This window comes from Siphonobacter aquaeclarae, from assembly GCF_900103285.1.
In the GTDB taxonomy this organism is placed as follows: domain Bacteria; phylum Bacteroidota; class Bacteroidia; order Cytophagales; family Spirosomataceae; genus Siphonobacter; species Siphonobacter aquaeclarae.
The window spans coordinates 90,095-114,855 of record NZ_FNGS01000010.1 but is presented as its reverse complement, the minus strand read 5'-3'; the positions used below and the strand labels follow the sequence as shown (position 1 = coordinate 114,855).

17 protein-coding genes are annotated in these 24,761 nt (G+C 54.6%); 12 read left to right on the top strand and 5 right to left on the bottom strand.

All coding sequences use genetic code 11. From position 1 onward, the window contains the following. Window positions 1-2 precede the first annotated feature (2 nt). A complete protein-coding gene (locus tag BLR09_RS22330; RefSeq protein ID WP_093208006.1) occupies window positions 3-2,807 on the bottom strand; it encodes an outer membrane beta-barrel protein in 2,805 nt (934 codons plus the stop codon). Window positions 2,808-3,043: 236 nt separating this feature from the next. Continuing rightward, a complete protein-coding gene (locus BLR09_RS22325) occupies window positions 3,044-4,987 on the bottom strand; it encodes a RecQ family ATP-dependent DNA helicase (protein WP_093208187.1) in 1,944 nt (647 codons plus the stop codon). A gap of 178 nt (window positions 4,988-5,165) precedes the next feature. On the opposite strand from BLR09_RS22325, the gene BLR09_RS22320 reads away from it, so the two are divergent. The 8 genes from BLR09_RS22320 to BLR09_RS22285 all read left to right on the top strand — a co-directional run bounded on the left by BLR09_RS22320 (window position 5,166) and on the right by BLR09_RS22285 (window position 14,497). Continuing rightward, the gene (locus tag BLR09_RS22320) at window positions 5,166-7,781 is read left to right on the top strand and encodes a T9SS type A sorting domain-containing protein (protein ID WP_093208005.1); all 2,616 of its coding nucleotides are present in this window, start codon (window positions 5,166-5,168) and stop codon (window positions 7,779-7,781) included. Window positions 7,782-7,865: 84 nt separating this feature from the next. Beyond that, window positions 7,866-9,170, top strand: a complete 1,305-nt coding sequence (locus tag BLR09_RS22315) for a D-alanyl-D-alanine carboxypeptidase/D-alanyl-D-alanine-endopeptidase (protein ID WP_176785642.1) — start codon at window positions 7,866-7,868, stop codon at window positions 9,168-9,170. An 82-nt stretch (window positions 9,171-9,252) separates the two neighbouring features. After that, window positions 9,253-9,897, top strand: coding sequence for a uridine kinase (gene udk, locus BLR09_RS22310; RefSeq protein ID WP_093208002.1), 645 nt, complete (start codon window positions 9,253-9,255; stop codon window positions 9,895-9,897). A 188-nt stretch (window positions 9,898-10,085) separates the two neighbouring features. Next, window positions 10,086-11,366, top strand: coding sequence for a phosphopyruvate hydratase (gene eno, locus BLR09_RS22305; protein WP_093208000.1), 1,281 nt, complete (start codon window positions 10,086-10,088; stop codon window positions 11,364-11,366). Window positions 11,367-11,471: 105 nt separating this feature from the next. Then, window positions 11,472-11,768, top strand: coding sequence for an FtsB family cell division protein (locus tag BLR09_RS22300; protein WP_143011183.1), 297 nt, complete (start codon window positions 11,472-11,474; stop codon window positions 11,766-11,768). 23 nt (window positions 11,769-11,791) lie between these two features. Then, window positions 11,792-12,274, top strand: a complete 483-nt coding sequence (locus BLR09_RS22295; protein ID WP_093207997.1) for a low molecular weight protein-tyrosine-phosphatase — start codon at window positions 11,792-11,794, stop codon at window positions 12,272-12,274. Between the two features lie 83 nt (window positions 12,275-12,357). Next, the gene (gene gpmI, locus BLR09_RS22290) at window positions 12,358-13,884 is read left to right on the top strand and encodes a 2,3-bisphosphoglycerate-independent phosphoglycerate mutase (protein ID WP_093207995.1); all 1,527 of its coding nucleotides are present in this window, start codon (window positions 12,358-12,360) and stop codon (window positions 13,882-13,884) included. A 106-nt stretch (window positions 13,885-13,990) separates the two neighbouring features. Further along, a complete protein-coding gene (locus tag BLR09_RS22285; protein WP_093207993.1) occupies window positions 13,991-14,497 on the top strand; it encodes an O-acetyl-ADP-ribose deacetylase in 507 nt (168 codons plus the stop codon). A gap of 510 nt (window positions 14,498-15,007) precedes the next feature. Here BLR09_RS22285 and BLR09_RS22280 read toward each other — a convergent pair. Further along, complete coding sequence (locus BLR09_RS22280) at window positions 15,008-18,934, bottom strand: hybrid sensor histidine kinase/response regulator transcription factor (RefSeq protein ID WP_093207992.1); 3,927 nt, start codon at window positions 18,932-18,934, stop codon at window positions 15,008-15,010. Window positions 18,935-19,075: 141 nt separating this feature from the next. Next, window positions 19,076-20,725: a gliding motility-associated ABC transporter substrate-binding protein GldG gene (gene gldG, locus BLR09_RS22275; protein WP_093207990.1), complete on the bottom strand. Its 1,650-nt coding sequence runs from the start codon at window positions 20,723-20,725 to the stop codon at window positions 19,076-19,078. Window positions 20,726-20,886: 161 nt separating this feature from the next. Here gldG and BLR09_RS22270 point away from each other — a divergent pair, with 161 nt between their 5' ends. Genes BLR09_RS22270 through BLR09_RS22260 form a run of 3 tightly spaced genes read left to right on the top strand, consistent with a single transcriptional unit; the run spans window position 20,887 to window position 23,327 of the window. After that, window positions 20,887-21,399 carry an RNA polymerase sigma factor gene (locus tag BLR09_RS22270; RefSeq protein ID WP_093207989.1) on the top strand — a complete coding sequence of 171 codons (513 nt, stop codon included), beginning with the start codon at window positions 20,887-20,889 and terminating at the stop codon, window positions 21,397-21,399. Then, window positions 21,399-22,307: a HEAT repeat domain-containing protein gene (locus tag BLR09_RS22265; RefSeq protein WP_093207987.1), complete on the top strand. Its 909-nt coding sequence runs from the start codon at window positions 21,399-21,401 to the stop codon at window positions 22,305-22,307. The genes BLR09_RS22270 and BLR09_RS22265 overlap by 1 nt, the downstream gene beginning before the upstream one ends. Before the next feature lie 6 nt (window positions 22,308-22,313). After that, on the top strand, window positions 22,314-23,327 hold the full coding sequence (locus tag BLR09_RS22260; protein ID WP_093207985.1) for a DUF4097 family beta strand repeat-containing protein: 1,014 nt from the start codon (window positions 22,314-22,316) through the stop codon (window positions 23,325-23,327). A 47-nt stretch (window positions 23,328-23,374) separates the two neighbouring features. On the opposite strand, the gene BLR09_RS22255 is transcribed toward BLR09_RS22260, so the two are convergent. Beyond that, entirely contained in the window at window positions 23,375-23,899 is a 525-nt protein-coding gene (locus tag BLR09_RS22255; RefSeq protein ID WP_093207983.1) for an NADPH-dependent FMN reductase, read from the bottom strand. An 83-nt stretch (window positions 23,900-23,982) separates the two neighbouring features. On the opposite strand from BLR09_RS22255, the gene BLR09_RS22250 reads away from it, so the two are divergent. Further along, entirely contained in the window at window positions 23,983-24,684 is a 702-nt protein-coding gene (locus BLR09_RS22250) for a DNA alkylation repair protein (RefSeq protein ID WP_093207982.1), read from the top strand. The last annotated feature ends 77 nt before the right edge of the window (window positions 24,685-24,761 follow it).

Sequence of the window (24,761 nt, the reverse complement as noted above, 5' to 3'; positions counted from 1 at the left end):
CGTTAGAAGGAGAAGCCGTCTCTCCGCATTTTGGCGGTAATTCCGCGCATGTTGAAGGTATAGCTCAGCATGAAGTACTGGGTAATGGTGCGTACCTGCGTCTGAACGAAATAGTTGGATGTCGCCGTCTGCGTGATGCCCTGGTTTTTGCGGAGAATATCGTAGCCCGACAAGCGGATTTCCGAACGTTTCGTCTTGCCCAGCAGCTTGTACAGCGCCATGTTGAGGATGGGGATATTCTGGTTCAGATCAAAGCGGTCGTTCTTGTAGATCGCATAGTTAAACGTCGTGTTGAAATACAAACCCCACGGCATCTTCACGTTCATCTGACCGTTGTAGTTGATGTTCCAGATCTTCTGGTTCTGGGTCGTGTTGATGGAGTAGTTCACGTCGTTGTAGGCCCAGTTGGCATTTCCGTAGAACGTGAAATTCTCGCTCGGCGTCAGGTCCAGGTTGACACCAAACCGGTAGTTATTGTTGTTGGTCCGGTTCCGGATGTCGTTGACGAGGGTATAGTTCTGACCGAAGTTGGCCGAGGTATTGAACCCGATATTCGCCTTGTTTTTCTTCAGCGGGAACCCGAAGCTGACGTACGTTCCGACGTTCTGGCCGCCTGAAACGTTGGCTGGTTTCGAGTGTGTAATCAGCAGGGAATCCACCGTCTGGTTGTACACGACCTGATTGGAATAGTAGGTATAGTTGGCGTTGATAAACAACCGCGCAAACGACGCCGGATTGAAGTAGCTGTAACCGCCGTACGAGTTGTGCGCCACGGTCGGCTTCAGGTCCGGATTCCCCTGCGTCACAACGAGCGGGTTGGAGTAGTCAATGATCGGTTGCAGGTCGCGTACGGAAGGCTGCTGCACGTCTCCGCTGTATTCCACATATAGGTAGCGGTTCTTTTTCAGGTCGAAGTTCAGACCGGCGCTCGGCACAAACAGGGTATAGTCCCGGTTGAGCCGCGTGAAATCTGCTTTCGACTGATCCGACGCAAACTTGCTTTCCAGGTCCATCCGGATACCCGCCAGACCGGCCGAAATATTAAGGCCTTTGTGGTTGTAGCGCAACGAGGTTCCGAGGCGGTTGTGCATGATCTGGTTCGTGTAATACCGGCTCAGGGTATCGTTCCGCTGGTTGCCTTCCAGTCTGTTGTACACGTCGCGGTCTACTTCGTCATTCCGTACCCCGAAGTTATAGAAGCTCTCCCAGGATACCCGCTTCGTGATCGGCTGAACAAACGACAGGTTGACCTTGAACTGGTTCAGTTTGTTGGATGTACTGTTCAGCAGATCAAGGTTTTTCGGGGGAACATAACCCGTCGAGCTGGCAAAGAATTCGTTCAGCGAACGCTGGGTGGCATCGCCCTTTCCGCTGTTGAGGATGTAGCTGGCGCTGGCCGAGAATGTCTTTCCTTTCTGACGGAATTTGTGGCGGAAAAGCGCCGAACCGGAGAAGTTATAGTTCCGGGTATCGTTGCCGTTGTCCTGGGTCGACCGGTTCGTCAGCGCGTTTGTTCCCCGGAAGTTTTCCTGTACACTTTTCGAGGTTCCATCGGTGTTGTTAATTGTTCCGTTACCCAGCAAAATCAGTGTATTAAGTGAGTCGAGGTTGTCTTCGTAGCGGACTTGAATACTGTGGTTGTCGTTCTTGGAATAATCGTTTGAATTGGTGTTCGTTTCGTAAGAATTATCCGACAAAATGCTTTGTCTTTTCGACACCTGATCCATCCAATTGCGACGTTGTGAATAGTAGTAATTGGAGCTGAATTTCCGCTTTTTCGTCTCGAAGTTATAGTTGAGACCGCCCGCATAGGAATTGTTGAAACCGCGGTCCTGACCGCCGCCGGAATAAAAGTTACCGCCATATCCCGAACCGCTTCCGATACCGCCGCCAAAGCCGAAATCGACGTTGTCCCAGCGGAAAGCGGAGCTTCCGTAAAAGTCCTGGCGATCGTCCCAGCTCATGCCTGACTGGTTGATATTATTCCCCAGACCGACGACGGCAAACTGGCGCTTGTCATCAAACCGGTTGTAGTTTCCGCGAACGTCCACGCGCTCGTCGGTACCGCCTCCGGCCTTGATTTTACCGAATCCACCCTTCTTGTATTCGTCCTTCAGCGCGAGGTTAACGGTTTTTTCTTTCTTACCGTCATCGATGCCCGTCGCCTTTGATTGTTCCGACTGGCTGTTGTACACCTGTACCTTGTCGATGGTTTCGGCACCCAGGTTCTTAATCGCTGTTTTCGGATCTCCGCCGAAGAAATTCTTGCCGTCAACCGTCACCCGTTTCACCTCCTGACCCTGAGCGCGGATACTGCCGTCCTGATCCACCTGGAACCCCGGAAGGCGCTTCAGGAGGTCTTCCACCGTCGATCCCGGCGGTACTTTGAAGGAGCTGGCGTTGTATTCAATCGTGTCTCCCCGGATGTTGAGCGGGGCTTTGGCCGTTTTGACCACCACTTCGAAAAGCTCTTTGGCGATGGCCTTCATTTTCAGCTCGCCGAGATCCGTCACGGCGCCGTCCCCGGGCGTGAATTCCCGCTGATACGGCAGGTACCCCATGAAGGAAGTTTTGACGAGGTAGGTACCCCGCTTGACGTTCTTGATCTCGAAAGCGCCCTTTTCATCGCAACGCGCATAGCTCACCAGCGCCGAATCTTTCGGCGTCAGCAGCATAACGGTAGCAAAAGGAAGGGAAACGCTCGTGGTATCCACCACCCGACCTTTGACGGTCACGCGGTTCGGATTCTGGGCGTGGGTCAGCAACGTGAGTAAGACCAGACAGGCACTCAGTAAAAAGTGTCGCATAGTGAAAAGAGAAGGTATTAACGGAGGTTTAGTTCGTGCTCGATGGATCAAAGATGGCAGGTGAACAACGTTTCAAACGAAACATTTAGTTAAAATGTGTTAAGTGGGCGAACTTTTTTTTGAACGGCAAGTCATCCGCGAAAAGATGGAAGTATCTGCCCGAACGTTGCATTTGCGTTCGGGAAAAGATTACCGGAAAGGAGAAGAAAGGTTACACTTCCGGCAAAAAAGAAGATTTAGCGCCGTTTTTCGGCAAGAGACAGATTACCCAGCGCATCATAGGCAATGAGGCCGTCAGCGAGCATTTCCCGGATGGTAAAAAGCAGGGCATTTTCGTTCCGGGGCGCGATCTGACTGACCAGGTGCTGGATGGTAGTGCTTCCGTTTGCGAGGTAGGTCAGAATCTGCTGCTTCTCGTCCGGTTCCGGTGAAGCAGCGGACGCTGCCGGCCGGGTTTCGGCCGGTCCTTTCTTCTTGGCGACGCAGGTATCGCAGATACCGCATTCCAGGTCGGAGGGTTCGTCGAAATACGCCAGCAGCAACTGGGTCCGGCAGCGCTGCCGGTTTCCGGCATAGGCAATCACGGCCTGTACTTTCGAGAGGTCGCGGTCACGGCGGGCAGCGATTTCCCGCACCGACAGGGGTAATTCCGAAGCGTCGTACCGTTCGGTCAGAAAGGTCAGCTGCGGCTGGTTTTTCTGCGGATCGTATTCGACGATATCCAGGTCCTGCAACCGTTGCAGCATCGAGCGGACTTCCGCTTCCGGAATGAGAAAGGCTTTGGCTATCGCTGCTTCGGAGATAATGCAAAAATCAGTAAACAGTACACCGCCATACATCCGGAGAAGCAGTTTCGTGAAGGCGTCATACCGTTCGTTTCTTAGCTGAAAATCATACAGTTGCCGGCTGTCAATCGCGAAATGGAGCTTGGACGGATTATGGTACGACTCGCTCATCTGAAGAAATCCCTCTCCTTCGAGCAGGCGCAGCGCATGATAGGTGTCGACGGTCGGCAATCCGAACGTCGACTGAAAGCCCTGAATATCAAAATCATAACTACTCCCCAGCCCGGCGCCTATTGCCAGGCGGTAGTAGTTGGCCAGGCACTGGTATACCCTGCGGATGAAATCTGTGTCAGGGTATTGCTGCTCCACCTGTTTCTTCAGTTCCGCCGGATCGGAGGGCGCTACGAGGGCGATCGCGAAGGATTTCTCTCCATCCCGGCCGCCACGGCCGGCTTCCTGGTAGTATGCTTCGAGGGTATCAGGCAGGTCGATATGAACGACCGTCCGGACATCCGGCTTGTCGATTCCCATACCGAAGGCATTCGTCGCCACCATCACGCGTACTTTTCCCTTCAGCCAGGCATCCTGGCGGGCATTCCGCTCCTGGGGCGAAAGACCGGCATGGTAGAACGTGGCCGGAATGCCTTTCCGCGTCAGGTCGCTTGCAACGAGCTGCGTTCTGCGACGGCTGCGCACATACACCACGGAGCTGCCCGGTACGTTGGTCAGGATACGCTGGAGACGACCTTCCTTGTCTTCTGATGCGATGACGGAATACGACAGATTCGGCCGGGCGAAACTCTGCTGGAAAACGCGGGGCCGGTTGAGCGCCAGTTTGTCGACGATATCAAACTTAACTTCCCGTGTTGCCGTCGCGGTAAGCGCCAGCAGGGGTATTTTCGGCAGCCAGGTACGTACCTCGGCGATCTGCAGGTAGGACGGCCGGAAATCATATCCCCAGGCGGAGACGCAGTGGGCTTCGTCGACCGCTATGAGGTTGATTTTCATTTGCTTCGCCCGTACCTGAAAGAGTTCCGTCTTGAGGCGCTCGGGAGAAACATAAAGAAATTTTACGTCTCCGTAGATGCAGGCGTCGAGCGTCCGGTCGATCTGCCGGTAGCTCATGCCGGAATACACGGCCTCGGCTGCAATTCCTTTTTTCCGGAGGTTTTCGACCTGATCCTTCATCAGGGCGATGAGCGGAGAGATTACCAGGCACAGCCCGTCCATAGCGAGGGCGGGTACCTGAAAACACACGGATTTCCCGCCGCCCGTGGGCATGAGAGCCAGCACGTCGTCACCGGCCATCACGGCCTCGATAATCTCTTTCTGAAACGGCCGAAACCGGTCATGTCCCCAATAATGTCTGAGAATTTCTTCCGCCGATAGGTGCATTCCTCCTCCTTCGCGCCGGCCGGCGCATTTTCGTCCCAAAAATAGAAAACGGACGCAGATGTTTTCGGCTGAGGGTATTTGAAGAGCAGAAACAAATGCTGTAATTGTAGACCATATCAGGCATTCTTTCGTTTGGATCCCCTCCAAACCGGTGACCTGTTGAAGCCATCCCTTGTTTATGAAAAAACTTCTACTGGTATTCCTGCTGGCAGGTTGTGGTGCGGTTTTTGCGCAAAAACCGCTTCCCGAAAAGAAATTGACCCGTGCCACAGGCGATCTGATCTTTCTGCCGGCCAAAGGAACGGTGTGTTATGCCACCGGCCAGGCGGATTCGCGCATTGGCCCTCCGATTGAGTTTTTGCGTGCGCGGGCGGGGCGGACTGCCGCGTTCACTTCTGATATTATTGTCGATTACGAGGGCTTTTCCGACAGCGCGAAAGCAGCTTTTCAATATGCGGTGGATATCTGGCGATCGTTGATTGTCTCTCCCGTACCCATTCGTGTACAGGCGAAATGGACGGATCTGGGTGGAAATAACAACGGGTCCATCATTCTCGGTGGGGCACGGCCGGCTTCATATGTGACGGGATTCTCTGGCGCCACAAAAGCGAATACCGCGTACCCGATTGCCCTTGCTGAAAAGCTGGCGCGCCAAAACCTGAATGGTGGCGAGTTTGACATTACCTGTTCGTTTAACAGCAACAAACAGGTCAACTGGTACCTCGGCACCGACGGCGCGACGAAAGGCTCGGCCGGACGACAGGATTTTGTGACGGTTGTGACGCACGAATTGGGGCACGGGCTCGGTTTTACCAGTTCGTTCGGGGTAACGAATACCAATCTCGGTATTTGGGGGGACGGTGACAATTTTGGTTATCCCAGGGTCTACGACCACTACCTAGTAAACGGAACGAACCAGCAGTTGATCAGCGCTTTCAGCAATCCTTCCGTCGATATCTTGCGGCAAATGACGAGCAGCAACCTGTTCTTCAATAGCGCCCTGGCCATCGCAGCCAACAACAATCAGAAACCCAAGGTGTATGCACCTTCCGCCTACTCAGGAGGCTCCAGTATTTCCCACCTCGACGAATCGACCTACCCGAATGGCAATGCCAACGCGTTGATGACGCCTTCGCTCGCCCGCGGGGAAGTCAACCAGAACCCCGGCCCGATCGTCCTGAATTTCTTTTCTGAAATGGGCTGGAAAGCCACGTCTATTCTGCACGACCGGCTCCGTGATTCCGAAGACCTGATCGGTCAGCCGATTACGGTCAGGGCTACGGTCAAAAGTGATACAACGCTGAAAGGAAACGTGACGCTCTCGTACACGGTCAACGATACGACGCGTGCGAAAGCCACTACCGTCCCCATGACCCAGTCCGGCGAGAACTATACGGCGGATATTCCGGCTGCCAGCGGAGACCGGACCATCCGGTACTGGATTTCAGCAGCGGACAATGCCAACCGGACTGTTTCCAGTCCGGCTGAAGCACCCGCACGTGCCTACTGGACCTTTAAAGTAGGCACGGACAAAACGCCTCCGACTATCACACACGTACCGCAAACGGAGCTTTTCGCGACGACAGATTCCCTCTATCTTGACGCCGACGTTTTCGACGACTATGATTTCGGGATCGATACTACTTACATCGAATACCGCATTAACGGAGCGGCTAAACCGTCTGTAGCCATGCCACGACAAGGCTACTACGTTGTCAACGGCATTCGTAGCAACAATATCTACGCACTTGGCGCGCTGGTATTTCCGGCCGGCACATTGAAAGGCGGAGATGTAGTAGAATACCGCATTGTGGCCCGTGACCGGTCAAAGGCACGGAACCAGGCCATGCTGCCGGCAACGGGGTATTTCTCGATTACAGTAAAAGGTATCAATGCGGCTGTCACCGAATACGTGAACAACTTCAACGGAACGGACGCAGGCAAAGACTTCACCGGCACCGGTTTCAAGATCGACAAACCGGCGACTTTTGCCGATGGAGCTATTCACAGCGATCACCCGTATAAGGACGGCCCGGCCAGCCAGGGAAATAAGGCTAATATCACCTATACGCTTCTGACACCGATCAAGTTATCCGATCAGGATCCGTTCATTCGGTTTGACGAAGTCTGTCTGGTAGAGCCGGGAGAAGCGGGCTCTGTATTCGGCAGCTCAGATTTCTATGACTACGTTGTCGTCGAAGGCTCTAAAAACGGTGGCAAAACCTGGATTCCCTTCGAAGACGGGTGGGACGCCCGTAGTAACAGCGAGTGGCTGAGTGCCTATAACAGCAACCTGGAACGCATTACGGTAGACGGATTCGCTGTTCAGAATTCGAAATACGAAGGAAACGCAGGCCTTTTCCGTCGCCGGCAGGTCAATATGATGACCTACGGCGATTTCAGCCCCGGCGATAACGTCCTCATCCGCTTCCGCCTCTTTTCCGACCAGTATGCACACGGCTGGGGCTGGGCGATTGATAACCTGTATATTCAGAAGGCTGTACCGGTGGTAACGTCGACGGATCCCGGTCTTTCCCGTGCAATTGTCTCTGTCAACCCGAACCCGAGTACCGACGGAGAGTTCCGGATCGATGCCAAATTCCCCGCTTCGGCGAAATCGGTTGATATTACGGTTACGAACCTGACCGGCCAGACCGTGTACCAGCGGACTGTCTCCCAACCGGGTGTTTTCCGGGATCGCCTCGATCTCCGGACGCTGACGCCGGGCACGTATGTAGCACGCTTCCAGACTGAAACAGAAGTCATTACCCGCCGCCTCATCATCGTGCGGTAGGAAAACAATACTTGCCAGCAAGCACCGGAGACCCCCTGTTTCCGGTGCTTTTTCTTTATGTTTGGGGGAGATTCCCTTTCCCCGATGAAACACTTCTTCCTTTATCTTTTCCTTGTACTGGGATCCTTTGCCTGTACGGTTCACCGGAAAGCCGCTTCTGTCCAGGGACCTCCGATGGATACCCTGTGGACATCCGCCGTTCTCGGCCCGCATCATACCGGTTTTGCCTTGTACGACCTCGGTACCGGGAAGCCGGTTTACGAATACCAGGCAGACAAATACTTCACGCCGGCATCCAATACCAAACTGTTCACCTTTTTCGCCGGCCTGAAAACGCTCGGTGATTCGGTGGAAGCGCTCCGGTATATCGTCCGGAATGATTCCCTCATTTTCTGGGGAACGGGCGACCCTACCCTGCTGAACCTCAACTATGGCGGAAGCCGCGCGATTGATTTTCTCAAATCCCGTTCCGAAACGCTCGTCTACTGGCCGGGCCGGTTTGAGCAGGATGCCTGGGGCTCCGGCTGGGCCTGGGACGATTACAACGACTACTACCAGGCAGAGCTTTCGGCCCTACCGCTATATGGAAATGTGGTTCGTTTTTCGGGAAAACAGGCCGGTAGCCTTAGCTATATGCCCCGGTTTTTCGAGCTGATACCTGATTTACCGGGCAACCGGTTTTCAGTACGGCGGGACTTTATGACCAATGATTTTCATGCGACGGCAGTACCTGTTGCGGGAGGATATGAGCAGGACGTTCCCTACCGTACGTCTCCGGCGCTGACCGTCAAACTGTTGCAGGAAGCGACGGGTAAATCCGTCGGCACGGTACAAACCTTCAGCAGCCCGGCTTATCAGAGCCTGCGCTCCGTTCCGTCCGACAGCCTCTACAAACACATGCTTCAGCCCTCCGATAATTTTATGGCGGAGCAGATTTTGCTGCTGGTTGCCTCCCGGCTGGAGCAGCCGCTGAAAAGCAGTACGGCCATCGACTATGTCCTGAAAAATCACCTGGCCGACCTGCCCGACAAAGCTTCGTGGGTAGACGGATCGGGCCTTTCCCGGTTCAACCTGTTCACGCCGCGGGATATCATCGTTCTCCTTACCAAAATCCTGCAGACGGCGCCGCGCGAGCGGGTATTTCCGCTGCTCGCGGTGGGCGGAAAAACCGGCACCATCCGCAACTACTTCAAGACCCCGGACGGAGAACCGTATGTGTTTGCCAAATCCGGCTCGCTCAACGGCGTGTACAACCTGAGCGGATACCTGACGACGAAGAGCGGCAAAACCTTCGCTTTCAGCTTCATGAACAACAATTTTGTGCGGCCGACCAGCGAGATCCGCAGGGAAACAGAGCGCATTCTGACCGCCGTTCACGCCCAGTATTGATCCGGCTCTCCCGGTTCTGATGCGAAACAACGTGCCGGAACCGGGGGTTCTTTTGTACCTTTGCGCTGGAAATCAAGAATAGATGCAGTCCCCCAAACCTTTTATTGTTGGCATTACCGGTGGTAGTGCGTCGGGCAAAACGTTGTTTCTGAATAGTCTTCTGGCAGCTTTTCCGGAAGATCAGATCACGCTCATCTCACAGGATAATTATTACCGTCCGCTTCACGAAGTACCGCTGGACCAGCACGGCGTCCACAACTTCGACTTACCCGAATCGATCGATTTCAAGCTCTACGCCCAGCATATCCATGACCTGCGCGAAGGGACGGTCGTCCGGAAGAAGGAGTACACCTTCAACAACCCGGATATCGTGCCGCGGGAGCTGTTGTTTTACCCGACGCCGATCATCGTTGTAGAAGGAATCTTCGTATTTTATTTCGAGGAAATTGCGAACCTGCTCGACCTGAAGGTATTCATCGCCGCGAAAAACAAAATCAAGCTGAACCGCCGGATCCGCCGGGATGCAGATGAGCGCGGATACGATATCAACGACGTTCTCTACCGTTGGGAGCACCATGTCCGGCCGACGTATCAGAAGTACATCAAACCGTACAAAGCCAACGCCGACATTGTTATTCCGAATAACGAGCATTTTGAAAAAGGCCTCGACATGCTCGTTTGTTATCTCCGGCAATGGCAGAAGCTTTCGCAGGAAGAAGGCAGGTAGACCCGTTCTTTATTTGCTGAGCCTGGTGCTTTTTCGGCATTTCCGCTAGGTCACCATTCTCAAAATCCGTTACATTTGCGGTCGAAATTCCGCAAGGATCAACACATCCGGCTCCGGAGTTTTTCCGGACAAGATTGTTTCTCCGGTTTTCGCGAGGTCTCAACTGTGTCATCTAACATATCTTCTCTATGAGTACGATTCAGTACGTACACGCCCGTCAGATTCTGGATTCCCGTGGAAACCCCACTGTTGAAGTAGACATCCGTACCGAAAACGGATTCCTTGGCCGTGCGGCTGTTCCGTCAGGCGCGTCGACCGGTGTTCACGAAGCGGTTGAGCTTCGCGACGACGACAAGTCGGTTTACCTGGGCAAAGGTGTTCTGAAAGCCGTTGAGAACGTCAACGAAATCATCTACCCTGAAATCCTCGGCATTTCTGTTTTCGAGCAGAACCTGATCGACAAGCTCATGATCGAGCTCGACGGTACGCCGAACAAGGGTAAGCTCGGCGCCAACGCCATCCTCGGCGTTTCCCTGGCCGTAGCCAAGGCTGCCGCCCAGGAAGCAGGCCTGCCCCTCTTCCGCTACATCGGCGGTGTCAATGCCAACACCCTCCCCGTTCCGATGATGAACATCATCAACGGCGGTGCGCACGCTGACAACGCTATCGACTTCCAGGAGTTTATGGTCGTTCCTGCCAAGGCAGAAACGTTCTCACACTCCCTCCGCATCGGAACGGAAGTTTTCCACGCCCTCAAGAGCGTACTCAAAGGCAAGGGCTACTCCACCAACGTCGGTGACGAAGGCGGCTTTGCCCCGAATATCCAGTCGAACGTAGAAGCCCTCGAAACGGTCCTCCAGGCCATCGAAAAGGCTGGCTACCGCCCCGGCGAAGACGTATTCATCGCGATGGACGCTGCTGTTTCCGAGCTTTACAACACCGAAACCGGCAAGTACATCTTCAAGAAGTCTACGAAAGAAGAACTGACCTCTTCCGAACTGGTATCTTACTGGACGGAGTGGGTAAACAAATACCCCATCATCTCCATCGAAGATGGTATGGCCGAAGACGACTGGGCAGGCTGGAAAGCCCTCACCGACGCAATCGGTTCGAAGACGCAACTCGTGGGTGACGACCTTTTCGTAACCAACGTGAAGCGCCTTGAAATGGGTATCGAGCAGGGTGTTGCCAACGCCGTTCTCGTGAAGGTGAACCAGATCGGCTCCCTGACCGAAACGATCGACACCGTGAACCTCGGCAAACGCAACGGCTACAAAAACATCATGTCACACCGTTCAGGCGAAACCGAAGATTCGACGATCGCTGACCTCGCTGTTGCACTCAACACGGGTCAGATCAAGACCGGATCGGCTTCCCGCTCTGACCGGATGGCGAAATACAACCAGCTCATCCGTATCGAGGAAGAACTTGGCGATTCTGCTTACTTCCCCGGTCTGAAGGCGTTTTAATTCGGGCATTAAGCTTTAGGCTATAAGCTGTAGGCATCAGAAGTGCCTACAGCTTATAGCCTAAAACTTAAAGCAACTCTCTCAAGGCCGTAACCTCCCTCTCCTATGTCTCGTTTGTGGCCCCCTAACTTCCGGCTTCTTGCTTTTCTGGTCTGGTTCGGCATGGTCTGCATCAGCGACTACAATCCGTACAAGCAGTGGGAAATGGGCAATGAGCTCAGCGAACTGAAGGACCAGAAAGCCTTCATGGAAAAAGAAATCGTGCGGGTTCACGACGAGCGCAAGGCCATTTCTGCTTCTCCTTCTTCCCTCGAATCCTTTGCCCGGGAAAAGTACCTCATGAAGAAAGAGAACGAGGAAGTGTTTGTCCTTATCGACGAGCAGGGAAAGCCGGTTGAGTAAACGGTTCCAACCTCCCGCATCCTGTGATCCGCGTTCTTTTTGTCTGCCTCGGCAATATCTGCCGCTCCCCCATCGCTGAAGCTACCTTCCGGGACCTGGTTGAAAAACGGGGTCTGTCGCACCGCATCGCGTGTGATTCGGCCGGTACCAGCAATTACCACATCGGCGATCTTCCCGACCGGCGTACCCGCCGCAACGCCGAAAGCCACGGCCTGATCCTGACCCACCGCTGCCGTCAGCTTGTCCGCGCCGATTTCGAGGAGTTCAACTACATCGTGGCGATGGATTACGCCAATTTTGACACCATTCAGGCTAAATTTTCCCGCGATATTTCGAATGGACAGGTGTTTCTTCTGGGAAAATTTGATCCGGAAGTAACCGACGGTTCTGTCCCCGCCGTCCCCGATCCGTACTACGAAGACGACTCGGCCTTCGAGGACGTCTATCAGATGGTCCGGCGATGCAACGAAGCCTTTCTTGACTGGATCGGATCGCAGCGCGTCTGATTCATTTTCAGGGCGAAAACCCGGTTTTTCCCTCCGGGACGGGTACCTTTGTCAAATCATCCATTTCTGATTCTCTTCCTACCGTGAGCAAAAAAGTTCTGCTAGTCATTCTCGACGGCTGGGGCATCGCCAAAAAAGGTGAAGAAGACCGCTCTGCCATCCTCGCGGCTCACACGCCGTTTTACGATTCGCTCTTTGCCCAGTACCCCCATTCTACGCTCGTGACGTTCGGTCCCGAAGTCGGGCTTCCTGAAGGTCAGTTCGGGAACTCCGAAGTCGGGCACATGAACCTCGGCGCCGGACGGACGGTCAAGCAAAGCCTCGTGCGGCTCAACGACGCCATCGAAAAGGATACGCTGCGCCACGAGCCGGTACTGGCCGACGCCCTTCGGTTTGCGAAGGAAAACAACAAGCCGGTTCACTTCCTCGGGCTGGTTTCGGATGGCGGGGTACACGCCCACATCAACCACCTCAAGGCGCTTTGCAATGTTGCGAAAGACAACGGTCTGAAGGATGTCTTCATCCATGCCTTTACCGACGGCCGCGACACCGACCCGAAATCCGGCCTGGGTTTTCTGACCGATCTGGAGCAGTTTCTGACGACATCCGTCGGAAAGATCGCCTCGGTTACGGGCCGTTACTACGCCATGGACCGGGACAACCGCTGGGAGCGCATCAAACTGGCCTATGAGGTCATGGTCAACGGTATCGGCCATGCAACGCCGGCCGCGGGCCTGCTCGACGCCATCAAGGCTTCCTACGCGGAAAACGTGACGGACGAGTTTATCAAGCCGATCGTTCTGACCGAAAACGACAAGCCCGTAGCCACCATTCAGGACGGCGATGTGGTTCTGTGCTTCAACTACCGGACCGACCGCCCCCAGGAAATCACAAAAGCCCTCACGCAGGAAGATTTCCCCGAATACGGCATGCACAAGCTGGCCATCAAGTACCTGACGATGACCAACTACAACAAGTCGTTCCACAATGTCGAAGTCATTTTCGACGATTCCAACCTGCCGTCTACCCTTGGAGAAGTGATCTCCAAAGCCGGGAAGAAGCAGATCCGGATCGCCGAAACCGAAAAATATCCGCACGTTACGTTCTTCTTTTCGGGCGGACGGAATGAGCCGTTTGAAGGAGAAACCCGTATTCTCTGCTCTTCTCCGAAAGTCGCCACGTACGATCTTAAGCCCGAAATGTCGGTGTATGACGTACGCGATCACCTCGTACCGGAACTGGAAAAAGGAGAAGCCGATTTTGTCTGCCTCAACTTCGCCAACCCCGATATGGTGGGCCATACCGGCGTATTCGAAGCCGTCGTGAAGGCTTGTGAATCGGTAGATGAGTCTCTGAACGCAGTCGTTACGGCGGCACGCAACAGCGGCTACTCGGTCATCGTACTCGCCGACCACGGCAATGCCGATTACATGATCAACGACGACGGCAGCCCCAATACCCAGCACAGCCTGAACCTCGTTCCGTGCATCCTGCTCGACGACGAGCACAAGTCTGTCAAAGACGGCAAGCTCGGCGACATCGCTCCGACGATTCTGGAGCTGATGGGCATTCAGAAGCCGGAGATTATGACGGGGAATAGTTTGATTTAGTAGTCGTTCGAAAAAAATAGACAGAGTGCCCTGAATGCCAGGCATTCGGGGCACTCTGTTATTAAAAGGTATCTTACAGCCTCATATCTTGTAATGGAGGTTCATTATGATTGAGGTACTGAAAGGCGATATTACGAAAATAGCTGTCGATGCTATTGTCAACGCTGCAAACACCTCTCTGCTTGGCGGGGGTGGCGTAGATGGTGCGATTCACAGAGCCGGCGGATCTGCGATACTGGAGGAGTGTCGAAAAATCAGAAACAGACAGGGTGGCTGCAAAGTCGGCGAAGCCGTTATCACTACTGCCGGAAAGCTTCCCGCAAAATTCGTTATCCATGCTGTCGGTCCCGTTTGGACTAATGGCCATAGCAACGAGGAGCATTTACTATCCTCTGCTTATCTCAATAGCCTTCTCCTGGCCGCAGACCATTCGGTACGTACTATCGCATTTCCCAATATCAGTACCGGCATATACAGGTTTCCCAAAGAAAAGGCGGCGGAAATTGCTGTTCGAACGGTACGTGGCTTCCTGGCGGAAAACCGTGAAATAGCCCGCGTGGTGTTCGTTTGCTTTGACGATGAAAACTATGCGCTCTATGCCGGTCTCATTTAATTGAAAGAGTCGGTTGTCCGGGTACTTTCCGGGAAACAGCAAAAAAATTGCCGGCCCATAAAAGCCGGCATTTTTATGACTACTTATCTCGGAAATCCGGTCCGTTCGCCGCTCGGGGATCCTCTCAGCAACCCTGTGACGACACCCGTTGGGAAAAGACCATTGTACAGGTGATATAAATAAAGGTGTGGTGTTCAGCGTTTGCGTGGCCAGGTAACAAACGTTGTCCGGCAACGAAGGCATAGGTAATAGCGGACGTTCACAAAAAACAACGGGTACCTGACGAAAAAGGGGCGAGGCCGGCGTTCTGTTTCCGTCGCCTGGCAGCGCGGACAAACCGACGAAGCGGAAAAACGTAACATGACGACTCTGTTTAAGGGCGGGTTCCGCGATCGCCGGCCGCTGCCGGCCGCCGATTGACTGATACAAACGTAACAGGCTGAAGGCCCGAACAATGTCACAGATGTTACCATTCCTGTTCATAAGGTAACCTGTCTATACCAAGTCCATCTATTTCTCCCGCTTCTGAAACTCCAGCGGTGTCATGCCGAACCGCTCGCGGAAACACCGCGCGAAATAGGCGGGGGTTTCGAAGCCGACACGGTAGGCCGTTTGCGAACTGTTCAGCCCCTGACGAAGAAATTCCGCCGCCCGTTTCAGCCGGTAACTCCGGATAACGTCCGTCGTTGTCATACCCGTAAGCGCCTTTATTTTCCGGTGAAGGTGCACACGGCTAATGCCCAATTGCCCCGCCAGCGACTCCACTCCTACCGACGAATCGTCGAGCTGCTCTTCCAGCAAGGCATAGACCCGGGTAAGAAACGGGTCCTCTTCCGCAGATTCCTCCGGAAGCGGTGCATGGCTCCGCTCCTGAAACTTACTCCGGAACCGCTCCTGCCGGTCCATCAGGTTCCGGACCCGCAGGCGCAGTTCTTCGACGACAAACGGCTTGGTGAGGTAATCATCTGCTCCTGTCAGTAACCCTTCGAGGCGGCTTTCGCGGTCCGATTTCGCCGTCAGGAGGAGTACCGGAATATGGCTGGTTTCCAGGTTCGCCTTTAGCGCCCTGAGCAGTTCAAGCCCGTCCATACCCGGCATCATGACGTCTGAGATAATGATATCCGGCGGATCGACGCGCGCCAGGGCCAGCGCGGGCGCTCCGTCGATGGCCCGGCTGATGCGGTATTGGTCGCCCAGCGCCCCTGCGAGAAAAGCCATCAGATCCGGGTTATCTTCTACGAGCAGGATATGATGCTCTCCTTCCTGCCCGGCAGCTTCCGTCGTTGCATCGTCGACGGGCCGGCAGGGTATCCAGACGGAAAAACGGGTTCCGGTTCCGGGTTCGCTCCAGACTTCAATTCGCCCTTCCTGTACCTCTACCAGTTCCCGGACGAGCGCCAGACCGATACCTGTTCCGGGCTGGCGCGACGGCGCCCGGTAGTATCGTTCGAAAATCAACGGAAGTTGTTCTTTGGCAATACCCGCTCCTGTGTCTTCGACAATCAGCCAGACACCCGGCCGGTTGCCGGTACCTTCCGGCGCCGGATCGTCCGTCAGGGTAACGGTTACTTCTCCCGCTTCGCCGCAATACTTCACCGCATTCGAGACCAGGTTATAGACAATACGCTCCCATTTGTCGGGATCAAACCAGAACGCGCGGTCGCCCAATGTGTCGCGGAGATGCAGCTTTACCTGACGCAGGGCGCTTTTTGCTTCAAACGACGCCACTACGCCGCTGACAATCCCGGAAAGGCTGCCGCGGACTTCTTCCGTCATCATCATTCCCGACTCCAGCTTTGCCAGGTCCATGAGCTGCCCGATCAGCCCCAGTAGCTGCGCCGCATTCCGCTCAATCGCCGATACCCAACCGGTTTGCCTCGGATCGGTCAGCTCTTGCCGGAGCAGCTCCGCCGGGGCGAGGATGAGGGCAAGCGGCGTCCGGAATTCGTGCGCGATGTTGGAAAAGAAATGGCCTTTCATTTCATCCATCCGGCGTAGTTGTTCGGCTTCCTTTTCACGAAGGGACACTGCCTGCTGGAGGCGCTCCTCGTTGATACGGTACCGGATATACAACCACAGCAGACCGCCGGCCACACAGGCATACCCCAGGTATGCCCACCACGTGCGCCAGAAAGGCGGCCGGACGACAATAGACAGCCGTTTGACATGCGGGCTCCACCGGCCCGTGGTATTGGTGGCGTTGACGAGAAACACATACCGGCCCGGCGGCAGCTTCGTGTAGTGGGCCGACGGCGTATTTCCGGCGTATACCCAGGCGTCGTCATACCCTTCGAGCTGGTAGCGGTACTGCAGTTTCTGTGGCTGATTGAACTGAAGGCCTGCAAATTCAAAGGTCAGGGAGTTCTGATCGAAGGGTAGCTCCCAGTCTTTTCCGCTGTTCAGAATGGTGGCATTTAACTGCCGGTCGATGGAAACGTTATTCACCCGGACATCCGTCAGCATCACCCTCGGGGAAAATCCGTCGGTATGGAGGCGGACGGGGTTAAAGTGAACCCATCCTTCGGTCCCGCCAAAAGCCAGCGTACCATCCGGCAGCCGGAGGTGGTGAAACCGGTTGAATTCGTCTCCGGGCAGGCCGTCTACCGTCCGGAATACGCGGATCTGAAACGACCGGGGGTGAAACTGGCAGATACCCTTGTTGGTACTCAGCCAGAAATATCCCGCGTCATCGGCCAGTATGGAGTAAATCGTATTATCCGGCAAACCGTTTTCGGGCGTGAATATCCGGCTGCGGCAGGTATGGCGGTTGAAGCAGACCAATCCTTCATAGGAGCCGATCCAGAACAGGTTCGGGTCGGTCGGGTCTTTCTCAATACCAATCAGCTGATTGGTAGGCAATAGCTGCGGAAACCGCTCCCGGGTAAACTGGCGAAGCTGTTTCGTCTTCCGGTCAATACACAGCAAGCCATGCGCTTCAGTGGTAATCCAGATATGTCGGTCATCTACTTCAATATCGGCCGGTATCGTCAGCGGATGAATGGCCTTCCGGATAAACCCCGGGTCTACGAAAGGTACCCACTGGCGGCGCGCCGAATCATAGGAAGCCAGAAAACCATTGTCTCCCACCACCCAGAGAGATCCTCCCGGGTCAACGGCAAGGCCACGCAAGCCGGGCATATGATCGTGCGGCTCCCGCACATGCGGAACCGGCGGCAACAGTGCCAGCTTGTTCGTCCTCTCGTCAAAACGCCCGATACGGTCACGAATACCCATCCACAGCCGCTTCCGGCTGTCGTAAACCGTCCGGAAGACGTAGCTGGTCAGCTGAAACTCGGGGTCATCCTCCGGCCAGTCGGCCAGCGCCGAAACCGAAAGCCCGAATCGTTTTTGGAACAAATCGGCATGAAACGAGCGGTTATTCGGGAAGGAGCGGAAAAAGGGTGACGTCAGGTCTATCTGATGAATACCCGCCGCGTTGGTTCCCAGCCAGATCAGACCGGACTGATCCACGAGGAAGGCAAAGGATTCCCGGAAATGCGTGAGCGATGTTTCGCCGACATGAACAATTCCCTGCGCGTCTCCGTACTGGTAGACACTTCCGTCGAGTTCAAAGTACTCTTTTCCGTCCCGCCCGGCCTGGTACCAGCGAACGGCCTTGTTGGTAAACTTCGGAAGCGGGAGGCTGCGGAAGGTTTTCTTTTTGGGATGAAAGAAAAACAGGTGATGACAGCCGCTGAACAGTATTTCGCCGTTTGTCCGCTCAAACATTCCCACGGCATCCGCACTCATCGTCTGGCTGGTTCCGAACATCGGCGTGACAGGCAATACGACGTGTTTCGGCGTATTCTTTCCGGGTTCCAGGCAATACAATCCGCGGAGGGTCAGTATCCAGATACAGCCGGCGCGGTCTTCCAGAAAGCCTTTTGCCGTGTCGCTGCCGATTGTTTTCCGGTCGAAATGCTGCACCTCGCCGCGTTGCAGGTCGTACCGCCAGACGCCGTTTCCCCGCTCGATACCCCAGGTATTTCCGGCGCGGTCCGCCAGCAACCCCTGCCGGATAAACGTACGGGGAGCTTTTCGGAAGACGGGGCGGAGGGATATATGTTCGAGGCGCTCTGTCTGTGGGTCGAGGACATCGATTGCCTCGTTTTCATACTGAATCCAGACGCGGTCGCGCTGATCCAGAAACAGAGAAGCTATTACATTGGAACTCAGTGTTGTAGAATCATGCAGCCGGTGCTGAAAGAGGCGAAACTGGCGACCGTCGTACCGCGCCAGACCGTTACGGGTACCGATCCAGACAAATCCGTCCCGGCTCTGTACCAGACCGGAAACAAACGACTGCGGCAGTCCCTCACGGGGTGTGAGTATACGCTTGGGATGGGTGACACCGGGAAGAATCTGCGCCTGACTGGTCATCGAAATACACCAAACAGCACACAGTACCCCGAGAAGGCGGGTAAACAATAGCTTCATATCCTGGCGGTGGAGTGCGTGCCAGCCTGGCGGACAACCGAGTCGCTGACACTGCAATACTAGTTAAAAAGACCAGGAATCTGCTATTTCCCCTAAGTGAATCGCAATGGGTATTACCGGATTTCGATTATTCCCTTTCGCTCAGGCGGCGTACTGCTTCCGTCTCCATCCAAACCACACAGCAGCCAGCAATCCGACCAGTACCAGCGGCCCGGCCAGGTTCAACACCTGCCAGAACGCCTTGTTTTCGCTGATTTTTACCTTGTCGAGCGGGCGCAGGCGGAACTCCTTGTTGCGGGCCGTGATCACGCCGTTGTCGTCCAGAAGGTAATCCACCACATTCAGAATAAAATCCTTGTTGGCGTAAACGTGCCGGTCGGGGCTGAAGCGGTCAAAACCCAGCGGCAGCGGTACCTGCCGGCGGCTGTCGAACTCATTGAGCGGCATATTTCCATCGGCTACGACGACAATCTTAGACGGCTTATCCTGTACTGCGAGGCCTTTCGCACGCGGATCGTCCGGAAGCAGGCGGTTTTTGAACAGGGAGGTAAACGTGCCTTCCAGCAGGTATGCCACCACTTTCTGCCCGCCCTGGTACCGGGCCGGGTCGGGTTTCTGGCTCGCTTCGTTGTACGGAATCACTGCCGGAGCGTGGAGCAGCTGGGTATAGGGAGAAGTCAGAATGAGCGGCGTTTTACGGATACCCGGCGAAGAAACCGTATCCAGCGAGCCGATATACCGTCCGTATACCGCGTCGAGATTACGGGTAATGGGCGATTTTCCGAAGGTATTCAGCAGCGGGTAAAACCGCCACGGCATCAGTTGAATATTGGGTCGATCGCCCATCATCCCTACATTCAGCGGAATCTGGGCGGAGAGCAGGTCTTTCACTACGACGGCATTCGTCCGGAGGCCATAGCGGAAAAACAAGTCGTTGAATTTCAGATCAGTCGGTTTCGCAAATAGTCCTTCGCGGGCTACAGAATCCGTCGTTGCCCCATCTACGAAAAACAACCCTTTTCCGCCGTGTATGATAAACTGATCGATTTTGATCTGATCGTCTTCCGCCAGCGGCTGGTCCGGCTTCACGACGAGGATCGCATCCAGTCCATCCAGATTCGGGGAGGTCTGAAGATTAACCTGAAAAATCTCGTAGTTCCGTTGCAGCGCTACGATCAGGTCTGACATCCGGACGGCGTCGAGACCTTTGGAGAGCGTCGTCAGCAATCCGATCTTTTTCTTCTCCTTCTGCGTCAGTTCCCGGAGCGCGGATGCCAGCGTATACTCCACGTTTTCGGCAGACAGGTTCAGGTTTTCGAGCGCCGACTTGCTGATATTGCCTTTCAACAGCTGAATGGCTGCTTCCTTTTTCCCGTACGTCATCACCGCACCGGGCCAGATCAGCTTCTGGCTGCGGTTATCGTCACCGCCTTCCACGACATTCGTCGGAATAAGGCCTTTGCCTGCCAGCGATTCGTAGAGGGCTTCCTTCCGTTTGGTATCTCCTTCGGACGGGTCGATGAAACGGTAATCGAAATGCCCGCCGGAACGGGTTTTAAACTCTTCCAGGGTTTCGCGGACAGATTCCTGCAGGTGCCGGAATCCGGGGTTGAGCTCCCCGTCGAGATACACCCGGACATACACCTCGTCGTCGAGTTGGCCCAGCAGATTTTCGGTAGCCTCGGAAAGGCTGTACCGCTTGTCTTCGGTCAAATCCAGTCGGAAATAGAAAAAACCGGCCAGTACATTCAGCGCAATGACGCCGGCCAGACAACTGAGGAGGTATTTCATGCGTACAAAATTGCCCTTTTTCCTGCTTTGCGACTAACGGAGGAAGGCAAGAAAAATTTTTCGTCTCCCTGCTGTAACTTATACCCGATACGTGGGTATCCTCTTTCAAAATCAGGTCAAAACCTGGAAATACCCTACTCGCAACCTTAAAAAACGCCCTCATGACCGACGAACAGGCCATGCTGGCGGTAAAGGAAGGAGACCTTGACAAGGCTGCCGTGCTGTATGAACGTTACAAAAAAGCCCTGTTAAACTTCTTTCTCTACCGGCAAAACTCCCGGGAAACAGCACGCGATCTCACCCAACAGGTGTTTCTGCGGCTGCTGCGCTACCGGCATACCTTCCGGGAGGGGGCGTCGTTCCGGACGTGGGTGCATGAGATCGCGCGGAATGTTTTTCACGATCACCTGAAAACCATCCGCGTGCAGACAGACATCATTCCGGATCTGCCTGAAACGGACGATCCGGCCGACGACCGGCACGAGCAGCTTCATTTCGCACTGCAGCAATTGCCGGAAGGATACCGCGACGTACTCGTACTCAGCCGGTTTCAGAATATGAGCTACGAAGAAATCGGCGAACTGCTGGGCCTGTCTGTAGCCAATGTCAAGGTTCGGGCGTTCCGCGGCCTGCAGAAACTGAGAGACCTTTATTTCCAACTGGATCGACCCTAATGGAAAATGAACTGATTGATTACCTGCTGGGACGGCTACCGGAAGCGGAGCGACTGGCATTTGAACGCAAGCTGGCTGCCGACCCTCCGCTGGAGCGCGAGGCAGATGAGCTCCGCAAAACCTGGCATGCTGTTCAGGACCGGGAAACAGAACCCGATGCGGCGATGGATACGTCCTTCTATGCCCTTCTGGATCGGGAAAAGCAAAATCAGCGGCTCGAAGAGGAGCGCGGACGCGAGGTCGCCTTCGTTCCCGAACCGCGAAAACGGATGCCCTGGTTCGGATACGCGGCGGTACTGGCAGCTGTGGGCCTCAGCTTCTGGCTGGGCCGGCTGACAATCCGTCCGAAAGTGGAAGTCCGCACGATTGCGGTGGAATCTCCCGCAAACCAGCCGGCACCGGTTACGGCTCCCCGCGAAGAAGTCGCGTCGACACCTTCGCTGCCTGAAACAACGGCCCCGGCCACCGGCGATGTACGTCAGGAGCTGGCCAGCCTCCGCCGTGAGCTGAAGGTGACGCAGGAGCTGGTCGTACTCGGCCTTCTCCGGAAGGAATCCGCAGCCGAACGCCTCAAGGGGCTTCAATATGCCAGCCACCTGCCCAAGCTGAAACCGGAATTACTGGAAACGCTGGCGGAAACACTTCGGCACGACGAGAATATCAACGTCCGGCTGGCGACGATCGAAACCCTCCGGAAGTTTGGCCGGAACCAGGGCGTGCGGGAAGCGCTGCTTACCCGGCTACAGGTCGCGTCTGAAATTCCGGAGCAGCTGAGTGTCATTGAATCGCTGGTGAGCCTTCGGGAAAAAAATGCGATTCCCCGGCTGAAGTCGCTCGTCGACGATCCGTCTACCGACCCCTTTATCCGCCAGAAAGCCCAACAAAGTATTGAACTGTTAACTATCTGAAAAGCCATGAGAGCTGTCCTTTTGCTTGCCCTGCTTGCCGTTCCGGGATTTTTGTCTGCCCAGGAAAAGCAGGTTCCCAAAACGTATCGTGTTAAATTTTCCGGCCCCGGCAAGAAGGTCGTCATGAACATCCAGAATGCCGAAGTCTCTATTCAGGGATATGACGGTGAGGAGATCGTCATCGAAGGAAAAGGCATGCAACCCGTCCCCAAAGAAGCGGAGGGCCTTCGTCCGGTCGGTGGTGGCGGGACGGATAATTCCGGCGTCAACCTGACGGTTCAGACCGAAGGAGACGTCATGACGATTTCGACCAGCATTCGTCAGGAAGGTCTCTCCTACTCCATCAAACTGCCGAAAACGCTGGGACTGAACTGGAAATCCGTCGGTCGTGCGTTTGAACAGGACGAGCTGTCCATCAGCAACATGCAGGGCGAAATCGAAGTCCGGACCATGTCTTCGTCTATCAACCTGAAAGACATCACGGGGCCTGTCGTTGCCTATTCTACGATGGGCAAAATCACGGCGCAGTTCTCAACGGTGAATCAGGACAAGCCGATTTCGTTGTCGACCGGCCATGAGGCCATCGACGTAACGCTGCCTGCTGATACCAAAGCCACGGTAGCCCTGAGCTGTTTCAACGGAAATGCCTTTACAGATTTTGACATCAAGCCCCTTCCGGCAGATCAGACGAAAAAGAACGCCCTTGCTACGGTTCAAGTCACGGGGTATGGAAAACCGGCAACCGCGGCGGCCGGAGCGACAAAACCGGGAACGGTCGGCATTCAGGGCAAATTGGACGGTGTTCAGAATGACGCCGCCGCTCTCCAGCTTCATGCGCAGGCGATACGCGGCCAGGCGCAATCCTTTGCGCAGAGCCTGTCATCAGACCATGTTTATGTCGGTGGGAATGACTTCTACATTGCCGACGATCGTGCGACCAGAGGTATCATTAACGCTCCGGGCGTTAATATTTCCCTGAATACCTCTATGGGGAATATCTACTTGCGTAAGAAGAAATAGTGTGTTTTTGTAAAGCCAAAAAGAGCGCCGCCTGGCGCTCTTTTTGTTTATAGCCGGATCAGCATATCAGCCTGCTGTCGGATCAGGGAATGTATGAACGGGTCCTGAATTTCTCCGTCCACCCAATTCTTCTTGAGGAATGGAATCTTTACGCGGATGCCGACTACAGTAGTTCCCATGAAGCTGAGAATATCACTCAAATGACTCATTCCTAATGGATTACCACTTCCTCCGTCGGAAATACCGACCAGGGCTGCAGCTTTTCCGCATAGTTTACTGGGGTAATGAAATCCGTCGAGGAAGGCTTTCAGAACACCGGGAAAAGAGCCGTTGTACTCCGGAAGAACAAAAACAAGTTTATCCGAACCTTCAACCGCATCCCGGATGGCATTGAAGGCGTCATGCTTGCCGAAATTGGCATACAGCGCTGAATAGATAAAGTCAACGGGCAGGTCGGCCAGGTCGACTATCCGGCAATCCGCCTCCTGCGACTGCAATACCTGCCGGTAATATTCCGCAACCTGGAGACTCCTCGAATTTTTCTGATTGGTAGAGGAAACGATGGTTATCATTGTATCAAAATCAGCGCTTCATTGCTGTACTAGCACGTATCCGCTCCGCTTAGTTCCCGCGGGCCTAAAAACGTCAACCTTCTATGTCCCCTCATCCTGTTATCGCAGCTCTTCAGGCGAAAGCCAACCCTGACAAAGCCGCTTTTGTTGCGCGGTATTTCAAAACCGGTCCCGGCGAGTATGGCGAGCACGATGTCTTTCTCGGCCTTGCTGTCGGGGAAGTACGGGCAGTCGCCAGGCAATTTCGTCAGTTGTCGCTCGACGAGGTAATCGCGTTGCTGCAAAGTCCGTTTCACGAGGCCCGTGCGTCAGCGCTTTTTATCTGGGTTGATCAGTTCAAAAAGGCTCCGTTTGACAAGCGACTGGATATTTTCGAGGCTTACCTGGCCAACAAAGACTATGTCAATAACTGGGATCTGGTGGACGTTTCGGCACGGGATATTGTCGGAGCATTTCTGTACGACCAGGACCGGAGCATGCTCTATGATTTCATCCGTTCCGAACACCTTTGGACCGTACGCATCGCACTGATTGCCACCGCCTATTTTATCAAGCGAAAAGAATACACCGATACCCTGGCTTTGGCTGAACTCGTCCTCAACCATAAACATGACCTTATTCACAAGGCTTCCGGCTGGATGCTGCGCGAAGTCGGTGAGCAGGACAAAGGTACTTTACTGGAATTTCTCAACGAACACGCTACTAAAATGCCACGTACCATGTTGCGGTATGCCATCGAAAAGCTGCCGGAAACGGAGCGTTTGTATTATCTCCGGCTGAAGTAGCGGGGGACGTGGAGCAAAGGGCATGAGGTACAAGCAAAGAAGGACGGGATATCCCGTCCTTCTTTGCTTGTACCGGC

What these genes read in the sequence shown, in the direction of transcription:
- gldG (WP_093207990.1), bottom strand. Translation starts at nt 20,725, where the DNA reads ATGAAATACCTCCTCAGTTGTCTGGCCGGCGTCATTGCGCTGAATGTA.
- BLR09_RS22250 (WP_093207982.1), top strand. Translation starts at nt 23,983, where the DNA reads ATGTCCCCTCATCCTGTTATCGCAGCTCTTCAGGCGAAAGCCAACCCT.
- BLR09_RS22265 (WP_093207987.1), top strand. Translation starts at nt 21,399, where the DNA reads ATGGAAAATGAACTGATTGATTACCTGCTGGGACGGCTACCGGAAGCG.
- BLR09_RS22325 (WP_093208187.1), bottom strand. Translation starts at nt 4,987, where the DNA reads ATGCACCTATCGGCGGAAGAAATTCTCAGACATTATTGGGGACATGAC.
- BLR09_RS22300 (WP_143011183.1), top strand. Translation starts at nt 11,472, where the DNA reads ATGTCTCGTTTGTGGCCCCCTAACTTCCGGCTTCTTGCTTTTCTGGTC.
- BLR09_RS22255 (WP_093207983.1), bottom strand. Translation starts at nt 23,899, where the DNA reads ATGATAACCATCGTTTCCTCTACCAATCAGAAAAATTCGAGGAGTCTC.
- eno (WP_093208000.1), top strand. Translation starts at nt 10,086, where the DNA reads ATGAGTACGATTCAGTACGTACACGCCCGTCAGATTCTGGATTCCCGT.
- BLR09_RS22260 (WP_093207985.1), top strand. Translation starts at nt 22,314, where the DNA reads ATGAGAGCTGTCCTTTTGCTTGCCCTGCTTGCCGTTCCGGGATTTTTG.
- BLR09_RS22270 (WP_093207989.1), top strand. Translation starts at nt 20,887, where the DNA reads ATGACCGACGAACAGGCCATGCTGGCGGTAAAGGAAGGAGACCTTGAC.
- BLR09_RS22285 (WP_093207993.1), top strand. Translation starts at nt 13,991, where the DNA reads ATGATTGAGGTACTGAAAGGCGATATTACGAAAATAGCTGTCGATGCT.
- BLR09_RS22330 (WP_093208006.1), bottom strand. Translation starts at nt 2,807, where the DNA reads ATGCGACACTTTTTACTGAGTGCCTGTCTGGTCTTACTCACGTTGCTG.
- udk (WP_093208002.1), top strand. Translation starts at nt 9,253, where the DNA reads ATGCAGTCCCCCAAACCTTTTATTGTTGGCATTACCGGTGGTAGTGCG.
- BLR09_RS22315 (WP_176785642.1), top strand. Translation starts at nt 7,866, where the DNA reads ATGAAACACTTCTTCCTTTATCTTTTCCTTGTACTGGGATCCTTTGCC.
- BLR09_RS22280 (WP_093207992.1), bottom strand. Translation starts at nt 18,934, where the DNA reads ATGAAGCTATTGTTTACCCGCCTTCTCGGGGTACTGTGTGCTGTTTGG.
- BLR09_RS22320 (WP_093208005.1), top strand. Translation starts at nt 5,166, where the DNA reads ATGAAAAAACTTCTACTGGTATTCCTGCTGGCAGGTTGTGGTGCGGTT.